The sequence below is a fragment of the Endozoicomonas sp. ALD068 genome, from assembly GCF_049310145.1.
Classification (GTDB): Bacteria; Pseudomonadota; Gammaproteobacteria; order Pseudomonadales; family Endozoicomonadaceae; genus Endozoicomonas_A.
On sequence record NZ_JBLYNU010000004.1, the window covers coordinates 1,205,884 to 1,219,010 of the forward strand.

9 protein-coding genes are annotated in these 13,127 nt (G+C 42.9%); 3 read left to right on the forward strand and 6 right to left on the reverse strand.

Annotated features, from left to right (window positions below):
• Positions 1 to 247: 247 nt before the first annotated feature.
• Complete coding sequence (locus tag ACO6V5_RS03890; protein WP_422138320.1) at positions 248 to 1,255, reverse strand: hypothetical protein; 1,008 nt, start codon at positions 1,253 to 1,255, stop codon at positions 248 to 250.
• A gap of 1,130 nt (positions 1,256 to 2,385) precedes the next feature.
• Here ACO6V5_RS03890 and ACO6V5_RS03895 point away from each other — a divergent pair.
• On the forward strand, positions 2,386 to 2,829 hold the full coding sequence (locus ACO6V5_RS03895; protein WP_422411663.1) for a hypothetical protein: 444 nt from the start codon (positions 2,386 to 2,388) through the stop codon (positions 2,827 to 2,829).
• Between the two features lie 68 nt (positions 2,830 to 2,897).
• On the opposite strand, the gene ACO6V5_RS03900 is transcribed toward ACO6V5_RS03895, so the two are convergent.
• The gene (locus ACO6V5_RS03900; protein ID WP_422134261.1) at positions 2,898 to 3,428 is read right to left on the reverse strand and encodes a hypothetical protein; all 531 of its coding nucleotides are present in this window, start codon (positions 3,426 to 3,428) and stop codon (positions 2,898 to 2,900) included.
• A 716-nt stretch (positions 3,429 to 4,144) separates the two neighbouring features.
• On the opposite strand from ACO6V5_RS03900, the gene ACO6V5_RS03905 reads away from it, so the two are divergent.
• Positions 4,145 to 4,906, forward strand: a complete 762-nt coding sequence (locus ACO6V5_RS03905; protein WP_422134260.1) for a DUF6309 family protein — start codon at positions 4,145 to 4,147, stop codon at positions 4,904 to 4,906.
• Between the two features lie 71 nt (positions 4,907 to 4,977).
• Here the strand turns inward: ACO6V5_RS03905 and ACO6V5_RS03910 are convergent, their stop codons facing one another.
• Positions 4,978 to 5,556, reverse strand: a complete 579-nt coding sequence (locus ACO6V5_RS03910; protein WP_422138317.1) for a hypothetical protein — start codon at positions 5,554 to 5,556, stop codon at positions 4,978 to 4,980.
• A 597-nt stretch (positions 5,557 to 6,153) separates the two neighbouring features.
• Between ACO6V5_RS03910 and ACO6V5_RS03915 the strand changes: the two genes are divergently transcribed.
• Positions 6,154 to 6,846 carry a hypothetical protein gene (locus ACO6V5_RS03915; RefSeq protein ID WP_422134258.1) on the forward strand — a complete coding sequence of 231 codons (693 nt, stop codon included), beginning with the start codon at positions 6,154 to 6,156 and terminating at the stop codon, positions 6,844 to 6,846.
• 129 nt (positions 6,847 to 6,975) lie between these two features.
• On the opposite strand, the gene ACO6V5_RS03920 is transcribed toward ACO6V5_RS03915, so the two are convergent.
• From ACO6V5_RS03920 to ACO6V5_RS03930, 3 genes are all read right to left on the reverse strand, one after another.
• Positions 6,976 to 7,836 carry a hypothetical protein gene (locus tag ACO6V5_RS03920; protein WP_422134257.1) on the reverse strand — a complete coding sequence of 287 codons (861 nt, stop codon included), beginning with the start codon at positions 7,834 to 7,836 and terminating at the stop codon, positions 6,976 to 6,978.
• 714 nt (positions 7,837 to 8,550) lie between these two features.
• Positions 8,551 to 9,726 carry a Wadjet anti-phage system protein JetD domain-containing protein gene (locus ACO6V5_RS03925; RefSeq protein ID WP_422411658.1) on the reverse strand — a complete coding sequence of 392 codons (1,176 nt, stop codon included), beginning with the start codon at positions 9,724 to 9,726 and terminating at the stop codon, positions 8,551 to 8,553.
• A complete protein-coding gene (locus tag ACO6V5_RS03930; RefSeq protein WP_422411656.1) occupies positions 9,710 to 13,126 on the reverse strand; it encodes an ATP-binding protein in 3,417 nt (1,138 codons plus the stop codon). Before ACO6V5_RS03930 ends, ACO6V5_RS03925 begins: the two co-directional genes overlap by 17 nt.
• Between the last annotated feature and the right edge of the window lies 1 nt (position 13,127).

The window sequence follows — 13,127 nt, forward strand, 5'->3', positions numbered from 1 at the left end:
CATCGGGAGGAGCGGATAACAGAGCCTTCCAGCTGACCCTACCCCTCCGTTTTGATTCATATACCTGGAATAACAGAACCTTGATATCTGACAGCAGTCCGATATGAAGTTGTTAAAGAAAATGACTCCTCTGCTTATAAAATACAAAGATCGTTATTCATCCGATGAATTTTCAAGGTTCTCAATCTACAGGTACTCATGTGAAGAGAAAGCTGCCCCATAATTTGATGTTATACTTTTTTCCATATTAGTTTTCGGTAATTTGTAATTTATCCATGTTAGGTTCACGCGAACGGTTCACTATTTTAAAGATTAAAATGGAAACGTGACGGAGTTCTTCGTTACCGGCATGAAGTAGATAAAATAGGAACTGCCTTAGAGAATCAAGAGACAAGTTCGTGTCAAAGCCTCTTTCCTGGTCAATTCCATGAATTTGTACGACTGGCAAGGCAGCGAATGTATTCTGCAAAATGTTTATGTGCAACATAATAAATGGGTTGTCTTCTGTATAAAATGCAATAAATACTTGATTGTTTTGTAAGACTGCATTCATCAAAGTATCTAAAGAGTTATCAAAAACGGGTTGTTCTGATGTAATATCCGGAGGCCAAATACCACAAAAACCGAGCTCTTCACAGAGTTTGGCCAATCTCTGATTATTAGTAAGTTGCCTGTTTCTGGAAAGATTGGCCCAAGTCAGAGCAAAACGCCTTAATAAAAAATAACTGGAATCACTGATGAAATTTAGCTCAGTATGTTTTCGCTGGTTCACTCCAAAATCTTTTAGCAGTACTTCAAGTGTATTTCTTAGTTTAACGATTGGCGTTTGCAAATGGTCTGTTGTCATAAGCTGACCGGACCCGCTGTATCGGGTAGTCTCATCAGGGGGTGGATTTGAAGTAGTAGAGGCTAAAGCCATTTGTTGAGTTTGCGGGGCTTCCTGAACTTGCGGGGTTGGTGGGGCTTGTTGGATTGGAAGGATTTGCGGGATTGTTGGCGTTTGCGGGATTGCTGGCATTTGCGGGATTGCTGGCATTTGCGGGATTGCTGGCATTTGCGAGATTGTTGGCATTTGCTGGATTGATGGCATTTGCGGGATAGGCGTGATTTGGGGGATTGTTGGCATCTGCGTTTGAACAGATGTTTGGTGGGCCAGAAATGGAATGACTCGCAAAGAATTCAGAGCTGGTAAGCCTGCCCCTTTACAAGAAAAACTAAAATCGCGTGTTTCAATATTGAGTTCTAGATTTCCCATAGGAGAAGCCATTCTATTCTGAACGAACAGGGGGCAGAATGGGTATGTGCATCCATATCGTCCCATTGTAAAACTCATTGGGTAGCAACAATGAGGGCAGTCTATAGCGAGAACTTTAACAGAATAAAGAAGCATGAAAAAAACAACACATTCAATGTACTTTAGCTTTACAATAGTATCCATAAAAATGAGGCTCTGTGATTAGTATTTGCATATATTAGCACTTGAATTTTCACATAAGGGTTATTTTAAGTTTTGTTACTTCAATAGTTGTGAATAACAAAAAAAACCAGAGTTTTTTGCTCTCGCAGTGCCCCTGAGTTTGACGTTGGCTTACGATGTAAGCGAGTTTTTTCTCTTTTGCCAGTGGTGAGTGACCGCTAATACCTATGTCAGCATTTTGTCCGATCAAAACCATTTCTGAGTAGCTCTTAGCAGATTACGTCCGTAAGTTACGAGCTGCTCAAATAACAGTCGTAGGTGTAGCGATGGGCGTTTGTATCCGATTGCTGTGGGTATTTGATCTGGTACTTTATTTCAGTTTAAAAGCTGCATCAGTATTGTCACCAAGGCTTCAACAGGCAAAGTTCAGGATTAATAAAAAGTACAGAAGCAATGATTGCAGGTTATGTGTTTCAATCAACATTATCCCTGACATTGGGGTTCCCACCACTTGATAAGTATCTGTCCTTATGTGTATTGTCGCTGAGACGGACAACAAAACTGATGATTATCAGCAGGAAGATTGTAAGTACTCAGCCATATGGAATCGAATATTTCCGGCTTATTGGGCAGGTGCTCTGCAAGGCGCAACGACGGGAACATAGCAAGCTATGTGACCAGAGTTGCAACGCAGTCAGAGTGCCTGAACAATAAGTCAGAAAATATGATTTCGTATGGTTGAATACTTATGCTGATCGCTCAATTGAAATCTGATTAGGCTCTAAAAATGGTCTATGTTCCTAACTATTTTGTTAGAAAAGGAACGAATCTGGAATACAGCCATCTAACTATTCATTAAACCGGAGTTACGCAGATGAATTCTATGTGGAAAGTCGAATAAAGTCAGGATATTTGTCTAACTAAATTCCGAATCTGAAAATTATTGTTTTTAAGTCTTGGAGTACATAGTGGATAAACCGAGTTGTAGCTCTTCTTCCTCTCCTTACTATGGAGCACAAGAGCCTTATATCGTTGATCGCCCTGATGAGTCTAAATATCCTGATGATTCTAAATGTTTTGGAATGAAAATAGATGCAAAAACGACAAAAGTTAAGAAAAGAAAAGTAACAGAACAAGATAGACAAAAATATATTGAAGAAAGAAAAATAAAAAATAGAGTAGCAGCCGCATTGTCAAGAGGAAAGAAGGAAAAATACCTGGAAGGCTTGGAAAAAGAAGTTAAGACATTAACTCAAGAACTTAAAGAAAAGAATCAAAAAATAAAATTACTATCTTTTGAATTGGAGGAGAAAGATAAAAAAATTAATAGCCTTGAAGAAGAGTTAAAAAAGACTAGAGAAGAAAAGGAATATTTCAAAAATAACTTTTTTTCATCTGCAAAAAATAAATAAAAAAAGTAAAATCAAAACCTTCTAACTGGTTTTCCTTTTGAAGGCGGCTCATAAGCTGGCTTTATGTTCTAATCAAATTCTGTGTTTCTATTTTGAGCCCAAGGCTGGGTGAATCGCGATATTGCCTCATCTAAGCCATATCGCTGGATCATATTGGAAAAAATAAAACCTATGGAAAAAGCACCAAACGCTGCTCCAAAAGTTGCCCCCAGAGTCCAACCAATTGATATTCCACTATCCAAAGTGCTGAGGGCAGCTGACATCTCAGATGATGTAGCAACAATAGATATTCCATAATCAGTGGCATGAATACCAAAACTATCTGAGGGCAATGAATTAAGAACATTAGCATCTTGAAGGAAACAGGCTCCTAAACCACCAAAAAAGCTACCCAATACTGCACCAGATAGTGTTACCGGTAAATTGTATGCTATTGCGGCCATCATCACTCGTGGAGTCAGTACATGACTAATGGGCACATCCCTCAGCACTAATAAGCGCCCTTCCTTTTTAAACACTTCTATGGCTGAACTTATGGGAACATATAGGGTATTTACTATGATCATTATTGCTAAAATGCATTTTAAATAAGTTTTCATATAAGAATTAATTATACTCTTTACCTACAACAAGTCTCAGTTTTAGCATAAAAAGTGCTTTCAGGTGAGGTCTTTGGTGACACCCACTGCAAATTTGAATCAAACGATATACGCTGCAAAATCATTCCTATGTATTTGGACTATTGTTATTCCTGATTTTTGGTTGTAACAGAGAATTTTCATGTGCAGTCGGTCGCTACGTAATTTTGTTCTATTCTCAACGTTGTCAATGCTTTGCATTTTAGGCAAGGCTGATATTCATGATATTTATATAAAGAACGGTTATAAAAATGTTCATTTATTTCATATCGTTCAATTTCCCTTCGTAAATGGTCTCATTGAATATTTAAATGTAATCTCCCACGACCTTTTGGTTCCAATGCTTGACTTTGTGGTTTCAAGTCAAACTGACCTCCGAGATCTGGAAGACTTAATCTATTTAGAAGAAGAACTTGCAACCACTTCCAGTGTTCACTCTGAAATACTTAGATGGCTTAATAAATGGTTGTTTTCTTATTAGTTTTGTTCCAGTCACGCATAATAAGCCCTCCATGAGGCTACAGCTGCGGGGCAGCCTCTGAAGGTGGCTTTATATTTTAAAAAAACAGGTAGATTAACATCGTCAATTGCAGTAACAATCTTGTCAGTTGTTTATGGAACAAATGAGAATATTTTGCATCTAAGTTATTGATAGTAAAATGAAAAGGAGATTGATTATGGATGCAATAAATTTATCTGGAATGAGTACGAATTGTCATTGCAATTCGAGTTTTTTGAAGCAGAAAGATAGCACCGAAAAACAAATCCCGAGCACTACTCGGTTGACTCAAAATAAACCGATCAGTGAATATTCAGTAGCCAAGGATTCAAAAGATTCCTTGTTTGGGGGGGCAAAAATTGTCAGCTTTCAGGAAGTACTGGATAATTTTGAAAAAGAGCATGGACAATATGGTGATACTAACTTTATTGCCAAAAACTATATCAAGACAGCACACAGAGAAATTGTTTTACCAAATCATGGAGGTTGGCTATTCGCAGAACTTCCATTTGAAACAGCGATGAAAGTATTATTGCCAGGGCACACACATGATGGTGAGCGAAAAACCCTTCTTCCAGAGTGTGGTCTAACAGCTAAAGATGCAGCAAATAGTTATAAAGTTTGGACTGAACAAGATAAGCATAATAATCCGTTATGCTCAGGGTCTCTAAATTATCATTTAGGAAAAGACCCTGCTGAAAAGCCAATCTTTTTAACAGTAGAGCCCATCGATATTCGTTACGATTATGGAAAAATCATAGACGATCCTAAACTTGCTGAGGGAAGATTAGTTCATCTGGATGGTTTGCATCGTTTGGTGTCATTAGCAATAAAAGATGACCCGAAAAGCACTATTCCTGCTTTTATTGCATGTAAAAAAACAGCAAAGAAAATTGATGGTTTAGGGGTAATTAGCGGAAGTGGTATCGAGAACAACTAATAAAACTTAATCTGACAAAGAATCTCAGAGGACTGCGCTTTCGGCGCAGTCCCTGAGTTCGGAATTATATTCTAAAGCTCATCTTTAAAGGGGGCATCTTTTTTCATTACAGTAAAGGGGTCATCTTTTTTCATTACAGTGCAGCTTTTATAACTCCCCTTTTTATACTCAATCATACCAATAGAATAAGTTTCATTAATTAACGGCTGAATATTTAAATTGTAAGCTGCTGTCAAAACCTTTGTAGGTAAGTCTTTATTATCAAATTCTTTAGAGTCATCTAAATCGGTTAATAGCAGCATTTTTTGTGTGCTGATTTTATCTTTTCGATCAATGGCATCTATATAAAACCATAATTTATAATACTGGTAATCAATTACTTTATTGTTAGCTTTATCAAAAATTTGCAAAGAATATTGCCCGTATTCACCCGAGCGAAATTTTTCAACAATAATACCCTCCGATAAAGGTACGTAAAAAAAATGATCTTGTGAATATTCAAGTTTGGATTGATATGTAAATAATACATTACAAAAAAAGTCAGTTTTATCTTGATGTCCTTGCCATTCTCCCATGAAAGAGGGTTCAGAGGAAAATGCAGAACAGCCAAAAAACAAAAGCGATAGTGCAGATACTTTTGTAGACAACATAATACACAAGCTCGTGTCAGTGAATTGTCAGTCTATATCCTGGAAAAACGAATATAGACATTGAGAGAATATATACGATATTTCGAGGTTGGTCTGTTATGCTTGGATTTTTTTAAACGACACTGGGTTGTTTGAAAGATGGTCTGACCAAGTAAGACAAAAAAGTCTACCTTAGAGTGTTACCAAACCAATGGATGTAGATTACGAAATGCTACTAATGCTTTCATTAGCCGCTTCGTTTTCCATCTCGATAATTACAAACATAGGTTCTATATAGTTATTGACTTTTTTGATTTTGGTTATATAAATTATTTTTATCCAGAAGAAAGGCCCGAGAGCATGAAGCGATTTATCTGGTTAGTGTCAGTCTTGTGTATATTGACACTGCCCCGTACAGTGTATTCTGGAGATAACAGATTTTCCGATTTACTGCCTTTAACAGCATTCCAGCTCTCTCAAATGCTCCGAGTCTTTATAGAAGGAACATTACCGAGATACCTTTTGAATCTAAAACAGGTTAGAGTATGGTCGTTTAACAGGGATCACTACTCATCCGATGGCAGAGTTGACGAACAGACTGTAGATGGAGTTTTGACTGTGACTGCCAGCTTTCGAACTCCTCTGTTAGATGTTGATGTTGGTCCACAACCCCAGTCCTTAAAATCCTATGCTGTGAGTGCCATCATTAACGCCTCCTTTTTATCTATTTTGCCATTATTGACTGAGTATTTTAGAGTTCATTTTAACCCTGATAAAAATTACTATCTGGGCCGGGCCAATATTGAACGCAGCCAAGGATCAGCAGCGGACGCTGACCCTGACGATTCTGGTGATGAGTTTGATCAGAATCCTGATCTCAGCAATGATGAAGGCGAAGCTGCAGCTGCAGAAATAGATAATGGGGCCAGAGCAATCCGCCGAAAATGTGGATGTTTTGAATGTTCAAATACTGTTTGTGATCCTGTATTCGAATCTCCACAATATTGGCATGCTCATCTGCTCAGTGACAGGGAACAAGGCACTATCACCTATGAAGCCACATTCTATTATTCAGGGTTCCTTAAACCTGTCTCTATTGCAGAGTCGTGTGGAGAACCAGGCTCTAAACAAAAGGATCGAGACGAGTGGCAAAGTGAGGAAGATGACGAAGCCCTGATTACACAGACACGTCAATGTATTGATCTATATGATGAAGGTCTTGATAAAGGGCTGAGTAAGCATCTGTTTTCTAACTCTGACCCCTCATGTCAGGAAATATGTCGCCCCTTTTTGATTCATGACTCCCAATAACAGAGAAAGGATTAGCGTAATTGTGTTAGCTGACAGCTAACTCAGTTAATCATGGATTTTTTCAGAACTTGCTTCGATCAGTTAAAGCCTCTTAATCACCATTGATCCAGGCACTTCAGGGCTTTAATGTTAGTTTATATAGGATGGTAGTTTTTTTGAATCTAGTTCCTGTTCTTCAAATCTGATCTGCGCTTCGTATGATTCGTACTCATCTTTAAACATCAGAGTTTGCAGAAAATAACTAAATATTTCTGTGCGATCTGATGATTTTGCTGTTCTTGAGTGGGTTAAAATATCTTTAGAAAAATCATCTAAATTCAACGATGAAATAAAATTTTCGATTTCAGACTCACTCATGTTTTGTATTAAACAACTCCAGGTTGGTGCCAACCTTACTAAACCAGCTCCCCATGCAGTAAAGCCGGTATAACAACATTCTGAATTAAAATAGAAGGCCGAGCCATCAATCAATTCACCAAATACATGCCATATGTTGTCAGCTCGTGGACCTATCCAAACATAAGAAATAACGAATTTTATGTTTTCTATTGCGATACTCACCAGAGGTTTATACTCAATCATTCCAGGCATTGGTACGCCCCTGATATGATCATTGATCTCCTGATCATCATCAAAGTCATCTTCATACTCACTAAACCAATATGTAAAAGCTCTGTAGTCATGCCAACCTTGTTCCTGGTCTTCGCACTCACGCCATAAAGCAGGAGGAATATAGTCAATATTTAAAGCATTAACTTTATCGCACAAATCGTTTTTTATATGCATACTAACGCTTTGATATACCCCAATATTAAGCGCTTCCATTAGAGATAAAAGATCTTTAGCAGAAAGATAACATAGGATTAATACCCTGATTTCATACAGGTTTAATATTCGAAAATCACCTGCATGAACCTTTGTTGTCGCATTTAAAGCTAAAGCTGTTGTAAGAATTACAAATATAAAATATGACCGTATATTAATAAGCATTATCATTATCCTTATTGAATTGAGCTTTCGAGTATAGCCTCCTAGTTAAGTGACTGGAGTAAATTCCACTCTGAAAGTCTTCAACCGACGCACCTGAGGGGCTCGGCTTGCCCTTTCGTTATGCTCTGGCATTGAAACTTCAGCTGAATAATACACTCTGATGATTTGGAATGGGTTGATCTATAATTGTTTCGTCAAACTTTAGGTTTAGTACCTCATTAGATACGTGGGTTTGTTTTATGAAAAAGCTAATTTCATGTCTATTCATTTCCTCCTGTCTTCTTACCGGTTGCAGTTCGAACAGCCCGGAAGAACAAGATTTCCAACCTTTAGTTGGGTCTGATCGGGATGAGCACGGGTGCATTGGTTCTGCCGGCTATCTTTGGTGTAAGCGTACAAACAGCTGTGAGAGATCCTGGGAACTCGCAAAAAAAGCTGGATTTGAAAACTCGGAAAAGGGCTTTTCAAACTATTGCAAACAGCCGCAAAATCAATAAATCTGAACTTGTCCGGAAATACCTGCGTTTTTCAAGATTAAGAGATACGCCACGAATAATGGTAACGTCCAGACACTCCGGCAGGTAGACCAATCTGCTGATGGTCCACCGACTTCGCCAATGAAGAGCAGAGTCAGACACTGACCAGGCAATCGAAGCTTGGCTGCGGGCCTGTCTGGGACAAATATCCTAACACAACCGGCACCCATGGTTAGTATTATTGACTTGAGGAGGATGCAAACTTTTCCTGGCTCGACAAGTGCCATTGACACAATGCCCTATGAACAATCTCCATAGGTATAAACTCCTGCTCAAGTCTCCCTTTTTCGTGGAGCCTGAGAGCTGTCAGGAATTTCTGTTCTTCATCCTTCAATGCTGTAGAGTCTTCATTTACCGATGGGTTTGGCTCTGCAACTGCTTTATTTTCCTCGTACTGATTGAACAGCGCCTGATTCATTAAAATTGCCGAAAGCTCTGGATGATATTTGCGTGCCCTGGCCAGCATGGTCAGTCCCCAGGTGTCCATATCACCCCAGTAAGCCAGGGCTTTCGACGATAGCCAGGCAGCTTGCATCCATGACAGGTTAAGCCCTGCGCCCAGGATGGCAATGGTATTGGACAGTGCAGGTAACAGGTGCAGGCATTGTTCGTTTTCCACAATCAGGATATTGTCGGCCGGTAAAGGGGTGGTGACGAGTTCCTGATCTCTGACCCTCAGCTGTTTGAAAGGCAACAGTGCCCCATCAAGGTCTGCGATTAATAACCAATGGTGACTGTCGTCCGGAGCGTCAAGAAACTCCTCAAGCCCCAGTCTGCTTGCCAACCCATCAAACCGGATGTCCAGCAGTTGCCGGATCAGCAGGTGATTGCGCTCGAAAAATTTGGTGTCGGTATTGGCCACCCCGAGAGAGCGCAGTGGCACGCCCTGGGCAAAACCAGGTGTGAGGATCATGGCCAACCTGGCGGCTTTGATCACTTCGTCTGCCGGTTTCGCCAGCCAGCGTTTCTGGCGCACGAAGTATGGATGAAAAATCGGGTCTACCTGACTGATGATGGTCAGTAGTTGTTGATATTCATGTTTGCTGTTTTTACAACCACTTGCTTCAATCCATTCACTGGGTTTTGACAGCACCCAGTGGGCAGGAACCTCAATAGAGGCGGCAGCTCCCCGATAGTTAACCGGAGTCCACACTACTTCACCGATGTTTATTTGCCGCCATTGCTGGAAGTGCTGCCTGATTTTGTCCGGCTGCTGGTTGATGACCTGCGATGTTGGCCTGCCAATTCTGATTTTCAGGGGCCAGCTGTCCGCCATCAGCAGGCGTGTTTCCCTGATGTTGGCGTTATTCCACTGTCTGGTCAGCTCCCGAGCTATGTCATCTGTTGATTTCATGATTGGCTGGCTCATCTGTAACAACAGGTGATTGGCTTGCGATCAGGCTTTTTTTGTTGGCGTGTTGTGCAAGGGTTTCCCACCGCATGGGCGTCAGCGTGGCTTTCATCCCTTTACGGTGAACCAGAATGGCTGATCGGGTATGTGCCCGTAGCAGGCGGATCTCTTTATTTGGCGTGACAAAGAGTGGGTGAAGACCAAACTCATTGAGGGCAGAGATTATTCTGCCTGCCACCGCCTGGGAGCTTTTGGAGAAGGCCTCATCAAGCACAATTGTACCAAACAATGGGCGGGCTGCTCCTGCAGGACAGAGTGCATAGCTCAGGGAAGCGGTCAGAATGTAGCTGGCGAGAATTTCTTTTTCACCGCCACTGCCACTCTGAGACCCTTTAAGCCGTTCAATAATGGTGTGATCCGTACGGTCGCATACTTCAACCGTGAACTGCAGTCGATAGCGGGGATCAAGCAGTGCCCGGGCCCCCAGAGTTCTACGATTGTCACTGGCCTCCCGCAGTAAACTCACCATGTTCACCAGGGCCTGGTAATGGCTTTCACCATCGTCGTCTTTCAGGGAGGCTGCCCGCAGATGGCGACGGGCCGACTCCAAAGTGCGCAGACTCTCATGGACGACGCGCTGGGGTTTTAACTGAAGATATTGCCCGGGCTTGAAATCCACCCGTTGCAGGGTACGGTTCAAGTCTTCAATGCGCTCTTCCACCTGACTGACTTCGTTATCAATAGCATTCAGCAGCTGTGTGACACCCTGATCAGAGGATTGGTTAAGGTAGTTTTTAAAACGCTTCTGTTTCTCTGGTAACGCTTCTTCGGTCAGAACTTTCAGTCGTTCGAGGTATTGAGGCATATCCATTAGCTCGGTGCCCGCTTCACTGAGGGCGCCGGTATCCTGTTTCTGGGCCTCGTTCATTTGCCGGATCAGTTTTCCTTCGGTGGTTTTTATTGCCTCCTGCAGCTCCTTAATTCGGGTCGTTGACTTGTTCTGGGAGTCTTTTTCCCGGTCGGGCAGGTCGTCAGGGTTAACTGCAGAGAGATCAGGCAGTCGTCTTGGGGCCAGTTCCATTTGCTCATTGGTCAGGCCAGGACCAATGGCCGAAAATGCTTTGCTCTTTTTCTGCTCGGCAGCGTTCAGTTGATTGTCCAGTGCACCCAGTTGTCGCCCTTTCGCATCTATTTGTGCCTGTACTTCCTTCTTTGCTGCTCTGACCTGATCCAGCTCCACTTTGGCTTTGGCGGCATCGGAATCGGGTGCTAACAGGGTGGCCAGCTGTTGCTTAAGATGGCTCAGTTGCTGTTCGTATTCCGGCAGGTTGATCTCTTCAAAGCTAATCTCTGATAGCCTGCTTAATAACTCTAGCTTTTGTTGTATCGCCTGTTTCTGCCCCTCGGCTTCTGTATATTTCTGATTGAAGTGCTTTTCTTCCTGCCGCAGTGTCTGAATTTCTGTCTCCAGACTGGCGAGACGATCGCGGTTGTCAAAGCCGGTCATCCAGTTCTCATGCAGGGAGCGTTGATCCTGCTTTTCATAGCGACCGCCGGAGCCAGACATCAAGCCCTGTTGGGTCATGGCGTGGGGGGTTATTTTTAACTGCTCCGGTGAGTCGACACAATGACGATCAATACTGGCCAGAAGCATTTTTAGTGCTTCCCGGTGAGAGTGGTCTTTAAAGTTGAGTTTGCGGGTAAAACCATCGTCATAAAACCGGGGTTGTGTATCCGGTTTCCTGGCATCCTGCAGTCGCACATGGACCCGGTTATGGCGACTGTTGATCCAGCGAAGTGCCGCTTTCATATGCTCTGAAGGGACCAGAATCCGCTCCCGATGGCTGCCAATGGCACGCTCAATCGCTCCGCGCCACGCTTTTTCTTCAGCCTTGACTTCTACCAGCTCTGCCACAAAAGGCAGGGATTCCTCTTGTAGCTGCAGTGCTTCAGCCAGATCGCTACGAAAGCTCTGCAGTGATCCCTTAATATTGGAGCCGGGTCTGGCTTTAACACTGTCGTATTCCTTACTGGCTTCTGTCAGCTGCTTTTCTCTGGATACCAGCTCAAATCCCAGTTCTTTTACTTCGTTTTCCCGTTGTTCTGCCTTTAACTGCAATTCTTGTTGCTGCTGGTCTATCTGCTGTTGGTTGGCGGTGAGTGCTTTTGCCGACAGGGTGTCATCAAGGTTGAGATTACGGGCCAGTTTCTGGTAATTGTTGGCTCGTTGACGACAATTGTCGGTCAGTCTTTCGTGCTGTTCAATTTCACGGCCTAAGGACTCGATGCTGGCCCCTCCCGCCTTCAGATAGACTTCATTTAACCGGTCTTCCTGATCCTGAAGCTGGTTATGTTGCTTCTGACCCGTTTCAATGGCGCTACGGACATCGGCTATTGATGTGTTCAATGCCTCAATCCTGGCTGTCCAGAGTTGGTGGCCTGCTATAGCAAACCAGATGGGAATAATGCCCGACAGTTCCTGCTGCTCGGATAGCTTAAGTGTCTGCTTCTGATAGTCTTTATTGAGACTCAACAAGGGCTGGAGTGAGCTCTGCTGACGGCGGGCAGTGTTCAGCTCTTCATGGATGATGGCAAGATCATCAAATTCCGTAGCCACTTCACCGGCCCGCACAAACATTGAACGGTCTTCAAGTACCAGCTCCCGGAATATCTCGTCAACGCTGTTCAGTTGTTTCAGACCTGCTGCGCGGTTCAGCAGCGGAAAGGCATTTTTACCCACTTCAAAAAAGCGCTGAATCTTATCCAGGTAAGCTCTTTTACTGTCAAACAGTTTTAGATCGGGCGTACTGCGCTCAAACTGCCTCAGTGCGCGTTTACCGCCTTCGTGCAGTCGGGTCAGCCACTCCTCCAGGGTTTGATCGTTGCGTTGGCTAAATAGCCAGAGTCTTTTCAGGTCTGTGGAAGCATTGCCTGGCACATCAATCCAGAACAGACCGCCAATCTGCACCACCTGATCGCGGTGTTCAAAGCGGGCTGCCAACCCGGTGATGGTCCTACCGGGGCGGGCGATATGGTTATTATCGCCAGAGTTGTTACCGGCACCTGTCACCCCGCGAACGTAGGAGATCAGATCCCGGTCGCTTTCGTGCCCGCCAGTGGAGGCCAGATTGTATTTGGGTTGAGCGACGATCAAGGTCATCAGGGCATCAACCAATGTGGTTTTACCACTGCCTGTTGGGCCAATAATAGCGGTGCCATTCAGGTCAAACGTAGCCTGGTTGTTTCCCTGGAACGGTCCCCAGTTATAGAGGCTCAGTTCCTTCAGAACAAAAGCGGTGTCCGGTTGATCTGTTGCTTGAAAAAGATCAATGCTTTTTGTCGGGCTATTCTTGTTTTTCGGTGGAAGAGCGTCGTCGTGTTGTGAATTGTTAAGGTCACTCATG